Genomic DNA, 16,771 nt, shown 5'->3' on the forward strand with positions numbered 1-16,771 from the left:
CCTGCGCCGACCCGGGGCTATCGTCCCGCGGGCCGATATCACCGCCTCCTTGGTGGTCTTCCTCGTGGCGCTCCCGCTGTGCGTCGGGGTGGCTGTCGCATCGGGGGTGCCCGCCGAACTGGGCTTGGTCACCGGCATCGTCGGGGGAGTGGTCACCGGTCTGCTGCCCGGCAGCAGCCTCCAGGTCTCCGGCCCGGCCGCCGGACTGACCGTGCTCGTCTTCGAGGCCGTGCGCGAGTACGGGTTGCCCGCTCTCGGCGGCTTCGTCCTCGCGGCGGGGCTGCTGCAACTCGTCATGGGCGCCCTGCGACTCGGCCGGTGGTTCCGGGCCATCTCGGTCGCCGTCGTCGAGGGCATGCTCGCCGGGATCGGGCTGGTGCTCATCGCGGGCCAGTTGTACGCCATGGCGGACACCAAGGCTCCCGCCGACGGGCTGGAGAAGATCACCGGGCTCCCCGGGTTGTTCGCCGACACGTTCGGCTCGGGCGGCACCGCGCTGACGGCGTTCCTCCTCGGCGCGGTGACGATCACGGTGCTGGTCGGCTGGAAGAAGCTGCCGAAGGCCTTTCGGGTCCTCCCCGCGCCGCTGGCCGCCGTCGGCCTCGCGACGGCCGCCGCCTTCCTCCTCGACCTCTCGGTGGCCAAGGTCGAGGTGAGCGGACTTCTGGACGCCATCCAGCCGCCCGACCCCGGCGACTTGGGGCACATGGCCGAGATCGGCGCGATCGGCACCGTGCTGGCGTTCACCCTCATCGCGTCGGCGGAGAGTCTGTTCAGCGCCGCCGCGGTGGACCGCCTGCACGACGGCCCGCGCACCCAGTACGACAAGGAGTTGATGGCCCAGGGCGCGGGCAACACCGTGTGCGGGCTGCTGGGCGCGCTGCCGATGACCGCCGTCATCGTCCGAAGCGCCGCCAATGTCCAGGCGGGAGCGAAGACGAAGGCGTCCCGGGTGCTGCACGGCGTGTGGCTGTTGTTGTTCGCCGCGTTGATGCCCGCCGCGCTCGGCGTCATCCCCATCGCCGCACTCGCCGGGGTCCTCGTCTACTCCGGCTGCAAGCTCATTCCCCTGCGGGAACTGGGCGGCCTGTGGCGCGAACACCGCGGCGAGGCACTGGTCCTCGCCGCCACGGCGGTGGGGATCGTGACGGTGAGCATGTTCGAGGGCGTGCTCATCGGACTGGCCCTGGCCGTGGTCAAGACGGCATGGGAGACCTCCCACGTGCGCCTGGACGTCGTGGACAAGGGCTCCGGTCCGATCGAGGCCCATTTGCTCGGCAACGCCACCTTCCTGCGGCTGCCGAAGATCCTCGACGCCCTGGAGGCCCTGCCGCAGCACCGGCCCATCGAGCTGCATCTGTCCGGACTGCACCACCTCGACCACGCGTGCCGTACATCACTGGAGAACTGGGCCGCCCGGCACAGCGTCGGCGACACCGAACCGGTCAAGGTCACGGCCTCCTGAAGGCACCCCCAACACCTGTGGCGAACCGGGTCTCCGGGCACGCGGAACCACCGGCGAGGGCCGCCCCCGGGCAACACGGGGACGGCCCTCGCCGTGGCTCTTCGCCGAGCGGGAACGGGCCGCGATCCGACGCCCCGGGGCGGCAACCACCGCGGTGCCCTGGGCCCTCAGGCACACGAACAGCGCATCGGGAGGCCGCGGGAGCGGGTTGGTCCGAATGCGCCGCCCCCGGTCGCCGCGCGCGGGGAACCGGGTGATTCTGGCCTGGGCGCCGACCGGCGCCGCTGGTCGGCGCCGAGAGGACGGGCGATGTCGGAGACCAACGCAGTGGTGCGGAGCATGCACGATTTGGGCCTGGCGGCCTGGTTCGGCGGATCGCTGATGGGCGCGGTGGGGCTGAACGGCGCGGCCGTGTCGCAGGGCCGAACGGCCGAGGAGACGGCCCGCATCGCCGGTGCCGGGTGGATGCGCTGGGCGCCCGTCGTGGCCTCCGCCGTCGGGGCGCACCTGGTCGGTGGCGCGGCGCTGCTGGCCGCCAACGCCGACCGGGTCCGGCGGCAGGAAGGCGTCGCCTCGGTCTCCCTGGTCAAGACCGCCCTGACCGGTGCGGCCCTGGCCGCGTCCGCCTACACCCGTTCGCTGGGCATGGACGTCGCCCGGGGCGCTCTGGACCCCAAGCACTACGGGGCCGGGGCGGCGGACGCGCGTCGCCGGCTGCGGGTGATGCAGTGGGTGGTCCCCGCCCTGACCGGGGGAATCGTGGTGGTGAGCGCCCTCCAGGGCGAACAACAGCGTGCCGAGGCGCAGGCGCACGGCATGATGCGTCGCAGGGCGAAGGCCCGGACGCGGCGCGGCAAGCCGGGCACCGCGGGCACCGAAGGGTCCGCCCGCGGCGAACGCTTCGGCGCCCGACACCGGCACGGCGACAGGAACGGCGCCGCCGCCGAATGGCACGCGGACCCGATCGTGGCGCGCCACTACCACTGAAACGCGGCCCCGGGTACGCCCGTCGATGACCGGCGCCGGGAGCGCGGCGATCTCGCCGGCCCGGACGCGAGGAGGAGCCACCCGGCGCTGGCCTCCCGCATGGGTGCCTTGGCCGCCTGAATGCGGTCGCAATGGGCCGTGAGGCGCCCGGAGTAGGCCGAGGCATGGACGAACAACGCGGCGTCCGGCTGCTGTTCGGTGAACCGCGGGTGGGAACGCCGCTTGATGACCGGACAATGCTCCGTATCCGGCTTGGGTTTCGGCGTTCCGGCAACGCGGCCGACCGGTGCTCGCGACGAGTCGATGGGCCTGCGGCGAGGCCCCGGTGGCCCCCGTCCGCTGACGGGTGGCTCCCGTCGGCGCGTAGGCTCGTTGCGCCCGAATGCCCGTTGAGTATGACCTGCCGGGAGGTTCCGTTGCCCACCGTGCCCAGTGTCGCCCGTTGTTGCCGATCGCGAACCAGCCGGGTGGCTGCCGTGCTCGCCGCCGCGTCGCTGTCGCTCGCCGCGGGCTGCTCCTCCGGTGGCGGGAGCGGCGTTCAATCCGCCGACAGCGGAGGACCGGCGTCCACGGCCGCCTCGGCGCCGAGCGACCGGTCCGCCGCACCGGCCCCCCACGACTACACGGTCGACACCGCGGCCTCGGTACCGGGCTCGGCCCACTGGACGCAGGCGCACCAACGCGGGCAACTCGTCGTCTCCATCCCGCACTCGGGTACGCCCGGCGTGGCGTCCAAGGTGAACGGCGGCGACCGCTATTCCGGGTTCGACATCGAGATCGCCACCATGATCGCCGCCGACATCGGCTTCGGCCCGGACCGGATACGGGTGGTGCCGGGCCCCACGATGGACAGCGCCGGCGGGCGGCTGCGATGGCCGAACGACGTCGACTTCAGCGTCGGCCTCACCTGGATCGACACCGGAGACGGCACACAACCGCCGTTCCTGCTCTCCGACCCGTACTACGCGGGCGGTGCCGCCCTGCTGGTGGCCAGGAACAACGACGCGATCACCACGACCACCGACCCCCTGGCCGGCCGTCGCCTGTGCCTGGTCGAGGGTGACGACAACCAGGAAGATGCCAAGACGGCGTATCCGCAGGCGGTGCAGGTACCCCTGCCCCAATTGGCCAACTGCGAGGCAAGCCTTCTCGGCGGCCAGGTCGACGCCGTCTACGGCCCGGACCTCGACCTGCGCGGACTCGCCGCCGAACGCCCCGACGACGTACGGCCGGTCGGTCCACCGGTCAGCCCGCCAGGCCTGGCCGTGGCGGTGCCGACCGGGGAGACCGCGCTGCGCGACGCGATCAATGCCTCCCTGCGCCACCACATCGACAACGGCGACTGGCAGGCCGCCTACCAGGCCACCCTGGGCCCGTCGGGCGCCACCGCGTCACCACCGCCCGCGACCCGGGAACCGCGCACGGGCTCATGATCGGCGCCCGATTGGCTCGGTCACTCGGGGAGCAGGCCGTGCCGGGCGGCGAGGACGGCGAGACGGACGCGGTTGCGGCTGCCGGTCTTGGTCATCAGCGTGGTGATGTGCGTCTTGACGGTGGTGACACCGATGTTCAGGCGCGTGGCGATTTGGCCGTTCGACAGGCCGGCACCGAGCAGCGCGAGTACGTCGCGTTCGCGTCGGGTGAATGTCGCGGTGCCGATGGCCGCTGATGCCCGCGGCCCCAAGTTCTCGTGATCGCCTGCCTGGAGGGCGCGTTCGACCACGCGGCGCAGCACTTTCGGGCTGAAGGGGTGGCCGCCGCCGGCCGCGAGCCGGATTCCCTCCAGGAGTTCCCCGGGGCCGACGTCCTTGGCGAGGAAACCGCACGCGCCGGCCGCCAGCGCGGGGTACAGGTGCTGGTCGTCGTCGAACGTGGTCAGGACGACAACCCTGGTGGCGGGACGGTCGGCCAAGACGCGTCGGGTCGCGGCGGTCCCGTCCATGCCGGGCATACGCAGGTCCATCAGGACGACGTCCGGGCGGAGTTCCGTGGCCAGTCGGGTGGCCTGGTGGCCGTCCTCGGCCTCGCCCAGGACCTCGATGTCGGGCGCCGAGTCGCACAGCATGCGGAGCCCGGCCCTGACCAGGCGCTGGTCGTCGACGACAAGCACGCGGATCACCTGCCGACCTCCTCAATCCGGTCGTCGCGGTCGCCTGGCGGCGACCACACCGCGGACTCGCCGTCGCTGTACACGGGCGGGAGTGTCGCGGTGACGCGCCACCCCGTTCCCGTGGCGTCGGGCCCGGCGTGGAACGTGCCACCGAGCAGGGTCGCACGCTCACGGAGGCCGACAATGCCGTGTCCGGTGCCGAAGGTGCCGAACGACCCGGTCCCGCCCCGGGCCGCGAGTCCGGCGGCGTCCGCACGCTTGTGCCCCTTGTGCCCCTTGTGTACCGGTCGCGCCGACGCCGGCACGCCGCCGTCGTCGGCGATGTCCACCGTGGTGCCACCCCAGGGCTCGCGCCGCACATCCACTCGTACCGTCGTGCCGGGCCCCGCGTGTTTGCCGGTATTGGTCAAGCCTTCCTGCACAATCCGCAGCACCGCGACGGCCTGGAGCGAGTCGACGTCGCCTACCGCGGGGTCGATGCGCAGGTTGACCGTCACGCCGGCACGACGGCTGTTGACCGCGAGGGCTTCCAGCGCGGGAACCAGTTCCTTGGGGGCCATGGGCCACGCGTCCTCGCCAACGCCGGAGTCGCGCTGTCTGAGCATCGCGACAAGGCGCCTGAGGTCGTCCATCGCACGGGCGGAGGTCTCGTGGACATCGTCCAAGACCTCCCGGACCCGGTCGTCGGCCGTGTCGACGACATGACGCGCCACACCGACCCGCAGCACTATGGAGGCGACGTGGTGGGCGACCAGGTCGTGGACCTCCCGGGAGATCGCGGTGCGCTCGGCCGTGCGCGCCATCTGGGCGGCCAGCAAGCGGTTCCGCTCCGCCTCGGCGACGCGTTCGCGGGACTTGAGAAGAAGCCGATGTGTGGAATGCAGGTACGCCCCGACCAGCAGCGGGGCGCCGACCGCCAGGGCCGTCTTGTACAGGACGTCGCCGGGCTCCGAGCCGATGCGGCCCGCGCCGATCACCAGGTAGGTCGACGACACGACACCTGCTCCGAGCACGACGTCGCGGCGTCGGAGGCGCTGTGCGGTCAGTTCCAGGAGGTTGAGCGCGACAAGGAGCTTCAGGGCGATCGGGGTCGCGTCGCCGAACCGTTCGGCCGCGAGGAGGACCAGCGACTGTCCCGTCACCACCAACGGCGATGCCGCCGGGGCGCGACACAGGGCCAGTCCCACCACGAAACACCCCCAGTCCGCCGCCGAGGGGGCACCACCTGTCTGACCGACCCACAGGCATCCGATCGCCGTGGGAATCAGAACATAGCGAGCGAAGTGCCGGCGATACGAGGGGAGAGGGATTGCGGCGATGCCAAACACCACTCGACGATAGGCGTCGTCCGCTGGGGTGTTGTCCTCCTCAGGAAGGAGCCGGGACCGGCCGGTCGGCCGGAACCCGGGCCGAAAGGCCGATACCGCGCGTGATCGCGTTCGGACACGATCACCCCATGACAACGCAGCCACCCCCCGACCACGACGCACGTTCCGCAGCAGGCGACCCCGCGCCCGAGCGCATGGGGTCCCATGGCCGACGCGTCTTCCTCAGCGGCGCCGCCGCGCTCGCATCGGCGGTGGGCCTGTCCGCGGTCGGGTCCACCGCGTCGGCGTCCCCCGAGAAGACCCCCGATGACCAACCGGACCCCCGTCGGCGTGGCGGGCGATTCCAGGACAAGGTGGTCATCATCACCGGCGCCACCTCCGGCATAGGCCGCGGCACCGCGCTCGCCTTTGCCGCGGAAGGCGCCAAGGTCGGTTTCTGCGGCCGACGTGTCGAACTCGGCCACCAAGTCGAGCGGGAGATCCGCCGGGCCGGCGGAACCGCCCTGTACGTTCGCTGCGACGTGCGGGTCGAGCGGGACGTCAGGACCTTCGTCGACCGCGTCGCCGACGAGTACGGAGGCCTCGACATCGCCTTCAACAACGCCGGCATCGGCCGCACGGGGCCGGTGCACGAGGTGCCCAGCGAGACGTTCGACGACGTCATGTCCACAAACGTGCGCGGTGTCTTCCTCGCGCTCAAGTACCAGATCCCGCACCTGATGGCACGCGGCAAGGGCGTCGTCATCGTGACCTCGTCCTCCGCGGCCGAAATCTCCCGCGCGACCGGGTCCGTGTACTCGGCGAGCAAGCGCGCGTTGGAAGGCCTCGTGAGAGGGGCCGCGTTGGACTACGGCAGGCACGGCATCCGCATCAACAGCATCATGCCCGGCACGACCGACACACCGTTCATCCGGCCTCCCGACATCGACGACGCGACCTGGGAACAGGCCAAGATCTGGATGGGCCAGAACAACGTCGACGCACTGCAACGGCTGGGCGAAGTCGACGACATCGCCCGCTCCGTCCTGGGCCTGGCGTCCGACGACTTCCCCTACATGACCGGCGCCTCGGTCTTCGTCGACGGCGGCGTCACCGCCGGCCGCCGCCTCCTCATGCCCCCCGGCGCGCCCCCTGGCAGTTGACACCACTTGGCCACCCGACCCCGCGATCGTGGGGTGGCCCGGCGTGACGGACGACTCCACGCCCGCGCGGGGAGTCGTCCGGTCGGAACCGGTCGTGCGGCTAGTTCTCCCGCGGAGGCGTGTGTGGGCCGAGGTCGCCGGCGGTCGGGGCGCTTGCGTCCAGGGTGTCGATCCGGGTCAGCGAAAGGTACGCGACAAGCCCGAGGATGGCCGCCAGGAACACCAGACTGGTCGCCGTGACGCCCAGCCCCAGCCCGCCCGCGTCGTGCGGCTGCGCGAGCCAGTCTCCCAGCGAGGCTCCCAGCGGACGGGTGAGGACGTAGGCCGCCCAGAACGCGCCGACAGCGCCCAGGCGCGTCCCGCGCGGCAGTCCGTAATGGGCGACCAGCACCACGGCGATCGTCGCCGCGAACACCAACACCGAGTTGCGGTACCCGAGATCGAGGCGCTCCGCCAGCAGGTCACCGGCCGCCGTTCCCAACGCGAACGTGACCAGCACCGCCGACCAGTAGAACAATTCCCGTCGGCGGGTGACGACCGACCGGATCGACAACGTCCCTTCGCGCGCCCACCACATCGCGAACACCGCCCCCAGCAGCACCGCGAAGCCCGCCGTACTGACCTCGAGCGGCACGCCGACGTTGTCCGTCAGGTTGTCGCTCAGCAGCGTGCCGACGACGCTGACCAGGACCACGGCCGTCCAGTACAGCCCCGGGACGTAGCGCGACGCGCGTACCTGCGCGCAGAGGGCCACGGCCAGGACGAGCGCGGCGAGCACGGACGTCCCGGCCAGTCCGAGCCCGACGTTGTCGATGACGAAGTCGGCCCCCGTCTCGCCCACCGTGGTGCTCAGCACCTTGACGGCCCAGAAGTACGCGGTGACTTCCGGCACCTTCGACACCGGCACCCTGGCAACAACGCCGCGCACCGCGCGGCCCCGAGTAGTCATGCGACGCACGGTCCCACCGGCATGCTGAGGACAACCTGAGTGTCGGAAACGGTGTCCGGGGGGCCGCGGCGCGACTCGGGGCGCCGCATGCGCGGCGGCGCTTCGGCTCAGTGTCCGAACACCGCGGCCAGTCGATGCTGTCCATCGCGGAACTGCTGAAGCTGGATCGGAGTTCCGTCGGGGTCCAGAGCGAAGAGAAGTCGCGATCGGCCGGTCTCGGTGACGGGTCCGAGAAGGGGGACACCCCGCTTCGTGAGCGCGGCATGGGCGGCGTCGACGTCAGCCACCGTCAACGCGATCTTGGGTCGGCCGTAGGGAACCGGATAGAGCATGTCGATCGGTTCGAGCGCCTGGCCGACGGGGTGTGGGCCGAAGAGTTCGAGCACGGTGGAGTCGAGCACCAACCCCACCCGCTTCCACGCGGGTTCGACGTTCTCGTAGAGAACCCGGAAGCCGAACACCTCGGTGTAGAACGCCGTCGACCGCGCGAGATCGGTGACCGTGATGCCAAGATGGGAGAATCCCCGAACCGCCACGGTTGGGCCAGGTTGTTCCACTTCTGCCGCCCCTCGTAGGTGCACCGTTCCCGACTGACGCCATGGGGCATTGCTATAGCAATATTCAATTCATCGTCAAGGTGTCGTGATCCCCGCGGGTGGGGTCGGATCATCCGTATCCGGGGGGATTCGGGGGCGTAGCGGCACAGTCCTGGAGGCGATGGCCGAACTTCGCCGTGGCCATATGTGAGACGATGAGTATCGTCAATAGGCTACCGTGAGCCTTTGCGAACACACCCGGTCGTGAAGGGATACCCGATGCGCGGTGGAGAAGACAAGTCCGGCGTCGAACTGAGTGAGTTTGACGTTCGCAGACTCGGTCTTCTCTTCGACATCGGGAAGACCCCCGCCGGGAACGCCAAGGCGCACGCCTTCACCCCGGGGCACCCGGCGGTGTTCATGGCAGAGCTGATCGACCGCGCCCGACTTCCGGAAAGCGTCGACGCAGGGCGCGAGCCGACCGACTTCTGCCCCCCCAGTCGCGCGTTGGCCCGTGGGGCCAGGGCCGCGAACATCGCCACTGCTCGCACGACGATGATCCGCAGGATCACCGTGGCCGGGACGATCGCCACCGGGGGTTTCCGAATCGCCGGGCCCGACGAGATCGCGCCGACGCCCGCGAGTCATGGCTCCAGGCGCTTTCTGAGCCCGGAATTCACACGGGGGGTCCGCTGCGCACGGGCCGACGGCTGCGGCGCGGGGCCGGGGCTTGGGTGCCCTGTCGACGCGCCGGCTCCCGGTGCGGCGGAAGCGGGACGAAGACCGGCCGCCGACACCCGTTCCGGTGAGGGCGACGACCCGGCGGAGGGTGGCGAGGGCCGTGAATCGGAGGTCGCCCGTGACGGAGAAGCCGGCTGCTGACGCGTATGCGCGGTCTGCGCTGTGTGCGGCCGAACGCCCGTGACGGGAATGGACGTTGCGCCGCGTCCCGGCGGACTCGCGGCGATGGCGGCCAGTTCGGCGGACACTTCCCCGGCCGAGGGGGGCCGGTTCCTCGGCCTCTTCGCGGTGAGGTGCGCGACGAGGCGGTCCAGCGCTTGTGGCACGTCGTCCCGCAATTCGGACAACCGTGGTACGCGCGCGTCGACCTGCGCCTGCAGACCCTTCTTGAGATCCCCGTCGAACACATGCTTGCCTGTGGTGAGTTCGTGGAGGACCAGGCCGAGTGCATACATGTCCGCCGCGGGGGACGGCGCGGGCGGCCCCCGCAGGGTCTTCGCCTTGGCGCCGCGCTGGTGCGCCTTGGCGACTTCGGGCGGCAGGTACCCGGGAGTGCCCGCCAGCGAGCCGCGCGCGCCGGGCCCCAACCGCCGTGTGGACGCGGCGAGACTGAAGTCGACGAGTTTGATGTCGCCTTTCTCTGACTGCATGATGTTCTCCGGCTTCACATCGCGGTGGGCGATATGCGCGCGGTGTACGGCGTCCAGCGCATCGGCGGTCTGCGCCCCGGCGTGCGCTACCTTGCGGGGGTCCATCGCCCCGCCGAAGCTCATGATGTGCGCCAGCGTTTTGCCGTACGCCAGTTCCACGACCAGATGCGGGGTGTACTCCGTGCCGGAAGTGTCCACGCCCAGCACGCGCATCACGTTCTTGTGCCGCACGGCCGAAGCCGTCTCCGCCTCCCACTCCAACAACTGCAAGTGCACCCGGGTGATTTCGTCCGTCCGCGGCACTTTGACCGCGACCATGTCACGGCGGTGCCGATCGAAGGCACTCCAGACCCTGCTCATGCCGCCGAGTCCGATCAGGCCGACGAGCTGATAACGGGGCGGAAGCACAGGTGCGGGTACGTACTCCGGCTTGTCGCTGATGGCACGTCACCTCCCCGCTCACCCCGACCACACCGAAATATCGGGCGCACGCAATCACCAGCGTGGCTCAACCGGCGGCCGGCCACGAGGGATTCGGCACCGCGGGCGTTTCGTCGGGCGCCGTGCGACCGGCCGCCGTGCGGTCCACGGACGCGCGACTGGCAGGTCTGACATGCGACGATGCGGCGGCATCGGTTGTCGTGGTCGGTCACCGAGCCCGGCACGATCCGGCAGAGGAACCCGGGCGGGGTGCCGGCCGGGGGAGCACCACCAGCCGACCGGCGACGCCCTCGGCCGCGTCCGACCGCACACACGGCACCCCCCGGTCGCCCACGTGATCACCCGACCGACCCGCGCTGGCCGTCCGGGTCGCCCCGTGGAGCCGAACGCCTCCGGCTCGCTCTCCAACACCACGGCGACCCGGGAGTTTTCCCAGGGATCATCGTGCGGCCCAGATGTGGACGGCGGGATGACCAGGCCCGCGCGGTAACCGCGACGACCCGGTCCAGGTCGTCGACGGGTCGCTTCGTCGCCGGATCGAGCGCGTCTCACCGTGCCCGTCAAAGCGCGATGAGTCCCGCGTCCGTCGGCGTGAACCCGCAGGAGTCGTGGTAGAACGCCCGGAGGTGGTCGTCGAAGTCGACGTGCGGCCATGCGCAGCGATCAGCGAGCTTGGCCGCAGCCTCGCGCCGCTGTTCGCCCATCTCGCCGAATGGGCCACCGCCAACCTCGGCAGCGTCGAGAGCGCCCGGCACCCGTACGACGCCGCCGACTTGCCGCGGTAGAGCATCCGACCGCGCCGCCCAGCGCCACCGCACAGCCTTCGCGATCCGACACCGCAGTTGCTCACGACCGGCTCCGGAGTCGACCTCGGAAGGAATTCGGGGATCCGACCCCACACGGCCCGTCGCGAGGCATGGATTCAGAGAACGCCCAAGAGCTCGCCCAGGGTTCCTCCGAGCACCCGGTCACGCAACTCGCCGGGAGGGGTGACCCGTTCGATGGTGGTGCGGGCGAGCACAGGATCACCATAGGGGGCGTCGGAGCCGAACAGCGCGCGTTCGGGAATCTCGCGAATCGCCATCCGTACCGCGAAGATGATGTTGGCGGTGGACAGTTCCAGGTACATGCTCGGAGTGTCACGGACCAGTTCGATGGCCTCCATCCAGTTGGACCCACCCAGCTGGCTGACCACGAGGGGAACCGCCGGGTAGCGCGCGGCGAGACGCGACAGGGTGCGCAGGTCGTCCGCGGTGGTGGGGGCGAACCCGTGGACGACGACAGGCAGCCCGCCGTGGTCGTGCGCTGCGGCCAGCACGGGCTCGATCCGGGCGGCCTTCCCCGCGGGAGGCGTGAGTTCCCCGATGCCGCGCAGTCCGCGGCCCACCACTTCGCTGTCGACCAAGGCCGCGATGTCCTCCTCGGGCAGGTCCAGCGGCACGGAACCGAACCCGATGAACCGGTCCGGGTGTGCGGCCAGGGCCTGGCGCAGCTCCGCCCACGCGGTGCGGTAGCCCTCGACGCTGTTGCCGTGACCTGCCAGGGCGTTGCCGAGGACACTCATCTCGCGACGCAGTGACACAAGATCGACGGCTCGTTCCGGATGTGGGCGAGTCGCGAAGAGCACCGCGCGATCCACGCCCGCGTCGTCCAGGGCGGCAAGGTGGCTGTCGACCGGGTCGTGGACATGACTGTGGGCATCAATGATCACAGGTTCCTCCAGGGGGAGAGCCGGCCGCCGGAATGCGGCGGGGCGGACCCACTGTTGCTCGTTGACACTGTTGGAAGGTCAAACCTGAGAGGAACAGCGGACGGTGCTCATCGGAGAACTGGCCAAGCGAACCGGAACCAGCGAACGCCTCCTTCGCTACTACGAACGGGTGGGCCTGCTCCGGCCCGACCGCAAGCCCAACGGGTACCGGAACTACGACGAGACCGTCCTCTCGGCGGTACTGCGGATCCGGGCCCTCCTCGCGGCGGGACTGTCGACGCGCGTCATCCGCCAGGTCCTTCCGTGCACCAACGCCGAGGTCGCCGTACTGCCGTGTCCCGGCGTGCTGGACACGCTCCGCGCCCAGCTGCGCACTCTTGATCAGCGATCGGCCGAGATCAACGCGGCGAGAGACGTCCTGTTGCGGATCATCACCACCGCCGAGACCGCTCCCACAGCCGCCGCGCCCCGCGCCTCGTCGACGAGCGCGGCAACGGCGTTGTAGCTGACGGGTTTTCCCGTCTTGACCAGCTCGGACAGGGCGGTACGGGCGCGTTTCCCGGTCTCCTGGCTCCGGGCGCGGATGGCCCTTCCCATGGCCCAGCCAGCCAGCCAGCCAGCCGCGGCCGGGGCGAGGAGCGGGGACCGCACGGCGCCCCCGGGCAGCCGGCCCTCGTGGCCTTGCCGTCGTGAAGCGAAGAAAAACCACTCATCGCCCTTTACGAACGTACAGCGTTTGCTATACGACTGTACAAGCGACCGTCCGAGGAGGGGCCCCGTGAGCCGCACCGAGCTGTACTACGACCCGTACGACATCGAGATCGACCGCGATCCGTACCCGGTGTACAAACGGCTGCGCGACGAGGCGCCGCTCTACCGCAACGAGCGCCTGGACTTCTGGGGCCTGAGCCGCTTCGCCGACGTCGTGGCCGCGGCGAAGGACACGCGCCGGTTCAGTTCGGCGAAGGGCGACATCCTGGAGGTCGTCAAGGCCGCGCCCGAGATGCCACCGGGCTCGTTCATCAACGAGGACCCGCCGATCCACACGATCCACCGCGCCTTGGTGCAAAAGGCGTTCTCCCCGAAGAAGATGCGGGAGATCGAGGCGAAGATCCGCGCGTTCTGCATCGCGTGCCTCGATCCGCTGGTGGGCTCCGACCGGTTCGACTTCGTGCTCGACCTCGGCAACGAGCTGCCCATGCGGGCGATCGGCATGCTGATGGGCATCCCCGACTCCGAGCAGCCGACCGTACGCGACCACGCCCAGCGCAGCCTGCGCAACAGGCCCGGACAGCCGCTCCCGGTCAACCAGGGCCTGTACTTCGACGGCAAGATGTACGCCGAGTACGTCGACTGGCGCGTCAAGAACCCCTCCGACGACCTCATCACCGAACTGCTGCATACACAGTTCGAGGACGAGACCGGAACGGTCCGCAGGCTCACCAAGGAGGAGGTGCTGATCTTCGTCGCGGTGATCGCGGGTGCCGGTGTGGAGACAACCGGCCGCCTGTTCGGCTGGATGGGCAAAGTCCTGTCCGAACACCCTGGCCAACGCCGCGAGTTGACCCAGGACCGCGCGCTGATCCCCAACGCGATCGAGGAACTGCTGCGCTACGAGCCACCCGGCCCGCACATCGCCCGCTACGTCACCGAGGACGTCGAGATCCACGGGCGGACCGTCCCGGCCGGCAGCGCGATGCTCATGATGCTCTCGTCCGCCAACCGCGACGAACGCCGGTACGAGAACCCCGACCGGTTCGACATCCACCGCGGCATCGGCCAGCACGCCACGTTCGGCCACGGCGTCCACTTCTGCGTCGGCGCCGCCCTCGCCCGCCTCGAAGGACGCGTCGCCCTCGACGAGGTCCTCAACCGCTTCCCCGACTGGCGGGCCGACATGGCGAACGCCCACCGCTCACCCACCACGACCGTCCGGGGCTGGGACAGCATGCCGGTCGACGTCGGCTGAACTCCACCGGGAGAGTCCGACCGCGGCCCGCGACGCCGTTATTGAGTACGGGACCGACGTCCGGCGGACGGAGCTGCCGCAGCGTCAGGCCGTGGAGGCCCTTCCACGGTGGCCCCCACCGCGACCAACGGACCTCTCCGGTCGGGTCTCCGGCGCGTCGCCGCCCTCCGGCGGATGAGGCCGTCGCCCGCGTGACGCGGCGGCCGAGTCGTGTGCAGCGATCCGCCGTGACCACGCCGACGCCGCTACACCGGTGGGCCGTCACCAAGCCAGCGGTAGACGAACTCGGGGCGTCCGGCGCCGCCATAGCGGGGTTCGCGCTGGACGAGGCGCCGAGCGGACAGGTGGTCCAGATACCGGCGGGCCGTCGGGCGTGACACCCCCACGGCGTCGGCGATGTCGGCGGCGGATACGCGGGTGCCCGTCCGGAGCCGGGCGACGACCGCCTCCAACGTCGCCGCGGCCAGGCCCTTGGGCAGCGGCGGCGTCCGGGGCGCGTGGCGCAGCGCCGCGAAGGCCTGGTCGACGTCGTCCTGTCCGGCGGCCGTGGTCTCGCCCGGTTCGTCGGCGATGCGCCGTCGGTATTCGGCGTAGCCGTGCAGGCGTTCGCTGAACGCGGCGAAGGAGAAGGGTTTGAGGAGGTAGTGCACGACGCCGAGGGCTACGGCCGAGCGTACGAGGGCCAAGTCCCGCGCCGAGGTCACCACGATGACGTCGGCCTGGTGCCCCCGGGCGCGCATGGCCCGGCACAGGTCGAGGCCGTGCACGTCGGGGAGGTAGAGGTCGAGCAGCAGCAGATCGACCTCGCGGGTGGCGAGCATCCGCAGCGCCTCGGTGCCGAGGCCCGCGATCCCGGCGACCTCGAAGCCCGGCACGCGTCGCGTGAACGCGGCGTGGGCTTCGGCGAGGACCGGGTCGTCCTCGACGACGAATGTGCTGATCACGGTCTCTCCGGCATCGTGTCGAGGGGCATGCGAACGGTGAACTCGGCGCCTTGGCAAGGGCGTTGGGCCACCGTGATCGCGCCGCCGTGCCGTTCGGTGATCTGCCGCACGAGCGCGAGGCCGAGGCCGCGTCCCTGAGGTCCGTGGGACGCCTTGGTGCTCCAGCCGCGCTCGAAGATCCGGGCGGCGCTCTCGGCGTCGACGCCGGGGCCGCTGTCGGCGACCACGACGACCAGTTCGGGACGCGGCCCGGTGCCGGCCTCCACGGTCACCTCGACGGTGCGCGGTGGTGGTGCCGACGCGGCGGCGTCGATGGCGTTGTCGACGAGGTTGCCCAGCACGGTCACCAGGTCTCCCGGTTCGCAGTACGCCTCCAGGTCGGGTGCCCGGTCGGCGGTGACGGTCAGGTGGACGCCGCGTTCGGCGGCTTGCGCGTGTTTGCCGAAGAGCAGTGCGGCGACGACGGGTTCGCGGACCCCGGTGGTGAGCCGGTCGGCCAAGAGCTGAGACGCCGCGATTTCGCCGGTCGCGAAGCGCACGGCGTCCTCGGGGCGCCCGAGTTCGATCAGGGCGACGACGGTGTGGAGCCGGTTTCCGGCCTCGTGTGCGGAGGCCCGCAGAGCCTCGGCGAAGCTGCGGACCTCGTCGAGTTCGCCGACGAGTGCGCGGAGTTCGGTGTGGTCACGCAATGTGGCGACCGCGCCGAGTACGTGGCCGTCGCGTTCCGTCGCCTTGACGTTGACGGTCAGTACGCGGTCGCCGGCCACGTGCAACTCGTCCTCGACGGTGTGTCCGGCCGCGAGCGTCGCCGCAAGGGTCTCGTCGAGATCGAGTTCGGGATCGCGCACGTCGCGGCCCTCGAAGTCGGCGGGCAGCGCGAGGAGCCTGATCGCCTCGTCGTTGGCGAGCATCAGGCGCCCGTCGCCGTCGAGGACGACCAGGCCCTCGCGTACGGCGTGCAGCACCGCGTCGTGGTGCTCGTACATGCGCCGCAGTTCGTCGGGGCCCAGCCCGAGGGTCTGGCGGCGGAGCCTGCGGTGTACGGCGACCGCCGCGCCGCCCGCGAGGGTGAGGGCCCCGGCCGCGATGAGCACGACCAGCGGGATGTCGTCCCACACCAAGGAGTCGATGTGCCGCTCGGTGACCCCGACGGCGACAAGGGCGACGGGCGTGGCTCCCGGGGCCGCGCCCGGCTCCGCGAACATCGGCACGACCGCCCGCACCGACGGCCCCAGGGAGCCCGTGTAGGACTCGGTGAACGCCTCGCCGCGCACCGCCGCGTCGATGTGGCCGACGAAGCGCCCTCCGATCAGCCCGGGATCGGGGTGGGTGAAGCGGATGCCCGCCGTGGACATGACGACGACGAAATCGACGTCGTTCTCGTGGCGGACCGACTCGGCGACCGGCTGCAGGCGCGCCGAAGGGTCGGACGACGAGACCGCCTCCGCGATGCCGGGGGCCTGGGCGAGCGTGCGGGCCACCGCGAGGGCACGCTCGCGGGCGGCGTCCTCGGCCGACTGGCCCAGGGTGCGCACCGCGACCACCGACCCGGCGGTGATCAGGAGCAGCACCAGTGCCAACTGCCACAGCAGCACCTGTCCGGCGATGCTCGGGCGGCGGCGTGCGGGTCGACGGGCGGTGGGGGTGTCGCTCACGGAAACTGCGGCCTCGGATGTGCTCGGTGATCCCCCGGGGTGCAAGTGACTCACGTCGAAGTATCGCCCGGCCGGGGGGCGCCACCGCAACCCCCGGTTTCCGCGGCCCATACCCCGGCCGGGACGGGCGTCTCGGACACACG

15 protein-coding genes are annotated in these 16,771 nt (G+C 71.0%); 7 read left to right on the forward strand and 8 right to left on the reverse strand.

Annotation, left to right across the window (positions count from 1 at the left end):
- The first annotated feature begins 1 nt into the window (after position 1).
- From LO772_RS32610 to LO772_RS32620, 3 genes are all read left to right on the forward strand, one after another.
- Positions 2–1,465: a SulP family inorganic anion transporter gene (locus LO772_RS32610; RefSeq protein ID WP_231779795.1), complete on the forward strand. Its 1,464-nt coding sequence runs from the start codon at positions 2–4 to the stop codon at positions 1,463–1,465.
- 309 nt (positions 1,466–1,774) lie between these two features.
- Entirely contained in the window at positions 1,775–2,452 is a 678-nt protein-coding gene (locus LO772_RS32615) for a hypothetical protein (RefSeq protein WP_231775631.1), read from the forward strand.
- A gap of 467 nt (positions 2,453–2,919) precedes the next feature.
- On the forward strand, positions 2,920–3,885 hold the full coding sequence (locus LO772_RS32620; RefSeq protein WP_231775632.1) for a transporter substrate-binding domain-containing protein: 966 nt from the start codon (positions 2,920–2,922) through the stop codon (positions 3,883–3,885).
- 20 nt (positions 3,886–3,905) lie between these two features.
- Here the strand turns inward: LO772_RS32620 and LO772_RS32625 are convergent, their stop codons facing one another.
- Complete coding sequence (locus LO772_RS32625; RefSeq protein ID WP_231775633.1) at positions 3,906–4,571, reverse strand: response regulator; 666 nt, start codon at positions 4,569–4,571, stop codon at positions 3,906–3,908.
- Entirely contained in the window at positions 4,568–5,749 is a 1,182-nt protein-coding gene (locus LO772_RS32630) for a sensor histidine kinase (RefSeq protein ID WP_231775634.1), read from the reverse strand. Before LO772_RS32630 ends, LO772_RS32625 begins: the two co-directional genes overlap by 4 nt.
- A 269-nt stretch (positions 5,750–6,018) precedes the next feature.
- Here LO772_RS32630 and LO772_RS32635 point away from each other — a divergent pair, with 269 nt between their 5' ends.
- The gene (locus LO772_RS32635) at positions 6,019–7,032 is read left to right on the forward strand and encodes an SDR family NAD(P)-dependent oxidoreductase (protein ID WP_231775635.1); all 1,014 of its coding nucleotides are present in this window, start codon (positions 6,019–6,021) and stop codon (positions 7,030–7,032) included.
- A gap of 100 nt (positions 7,033–7,132) precedes the next feature.
- On the opposite strand, the gene LO772_RS32640 is transcribed toward LO772_RS32635, so the two are convergent.
- The 3 genes from LO772_RS32640 to LO772_RS32650 form a co-directional block, all read right to left on the reverse strand.
- Entirely contained in the window at positions 7,133–7,981 is an 849-nt protein-coding gene (locus LO772_RS32640) for a COG4705 family protein (RefSeq protein WP_231775636.1), read from the reverse strand.
- A 107-nt stretch (positions 7,982–8,088) separates the two neighbouring features.
- Positions 8,089–8,517 (reverse strand): VOC family protein, encoded by a 429-nt coding sequence (locus LO772_RS32645; RefSeq protein ID WP_231775637.1) that lies wholly within the window; start codon positions 8,515–8,517, stop codon positions 8,089–8,091.
- A 644-nt stretch (positions 8,518–9,161) separates the two neighbouring features.
- Positions 9,162–10,316, reverse strand: a complete 1,155-nt coding sequence (locus tag LO772_RS32650; RefSeq protein WP_269453126.1) for a serine/threonine-protein kinase — start codon at positions 10,314–10,316, stop codon at positions 9,162–9,164.
- 659 nt (positions 10,317–10,975) lie between these two features.
- Between LO772_RS32650 and LO772_RS32660 the strand changes: the two genes are divergently transcribed.
- Positions 10,976–11,134, forward strand: a complete 159-nt coding sequence (locus LO772_RS32660) for a hypothetical protein (protein ID WP_231779843.1) — start codon at positions 10,976–10,978, stop codon at positions 11,132–11,134.
- Positions 11,135–11,271: 137 nt separating this feature from the next.
- On the opposite strand, the gene LO772_RS32665 is transcribed toward LO772_RS32660, so the two are convergent.
- A complete protein-coding gene (locus LO772_RS32665; protein WP_231775639.1) occupies positions 11,272–12,060 on the reverse strand; it encodes an amidohydrolase family protein in 789 nt (262 codons plus the stop codon).
- 103 nt (positions 12,061–12,163) lie between these two features.
- Between LO772_RS32665 and LO772_RS32670 the strand changes: the two genes are divergently transcribed.
- Both LO772_RS32670 and LO772_RS32675 read left to right on the forward strand, forming a co-directional pair.
- Positions 12,164–12,565, forward strand: coding sequence for a MerR family transcriptional regulator (locus LO772_RS32670; RefSeq protein WP_231775640.1), 402 nt, complete (start codon positions 12,164–12,166; stop codon positions 12,563–12,565).
- A 273-nt stretch (positions 12,566–12,838) separates the two neighbouring features.
- A complete protein-coding gene (locus LO772_RS32675) occupies positions 12,839–14,029 on the forward strand; it encodes a cytochrome P450 (RefSeq protein WP_231775641.1) in 1,191 nt (396 codons plus the stop codon).
- 245 nt (positions 14,030–14,274) lie between these two features.
- On the opposite strand, the gene LO772_RS32680 is transcribed toward LO772_RS32675, so the two are convergent.
- Together LO772_RS32680 and LO772_RS32685 are read right to left on the reverse strand one after the other, a co-directional pair.
- Complete coding sequence (locus LO772_RS32680; RefSeq protein ID WP_231775642.1) at positions 14,275–14,973, reverse strand: response regulator; 699 nt, start codon at positions 14,971–14,973, stop codon at positions 14,275–14,277.
- Complete coding sequence (locus LO772_RS32685) at positions 14,970–16,628, reverse strand: sensor histidine kinase (protein WP_231775643.1); 1,659 nt, start codon at positions 16,626–16,628, stop codon at positions 14,970–14,972. The genes LO772_RS32680 and LO772_RS32685 overlap by 4 nt, the downstream gene beginning before the upstream one ends.
- Between the last annotated feature and the right edge of the window lie 143 nt (positions 16,629–16,771).

Source organism: Yinghuangia sp. ASG 101, from assembly GCF_021165735.1.
Taxonomy (GTDB): Bacteria; Actinomycetota; Actinomycetes; order Streptomycetales; family Streptomycetaceae; genus Yinghuangia.

Bases quoted from the DNA above. Each gene is read 5' to 3' on its own strand.
- LO772_RS32615 (WP_231775631.1), top strand. From the start codon at position 1,775: ATGTCGGAGACCAACGCAGTGGTGCGGAGCATGCACGATTTGGGCCTG.
- LO772_RS32635 (WP_231775635.1), top strand. From the start codon at position 6,019: ATGACAACGCAGCCACCCCCCGACCACGACGCACGTTCCGCAGCAGGC.
- LO772_RS32640 (WP_231775636.1), bottom strand. From the start codon at position 7,981: ATGACTACTCGGGGCCGCGCGGTGCGCGGCGTTGTTGCCAGGGTGCCG.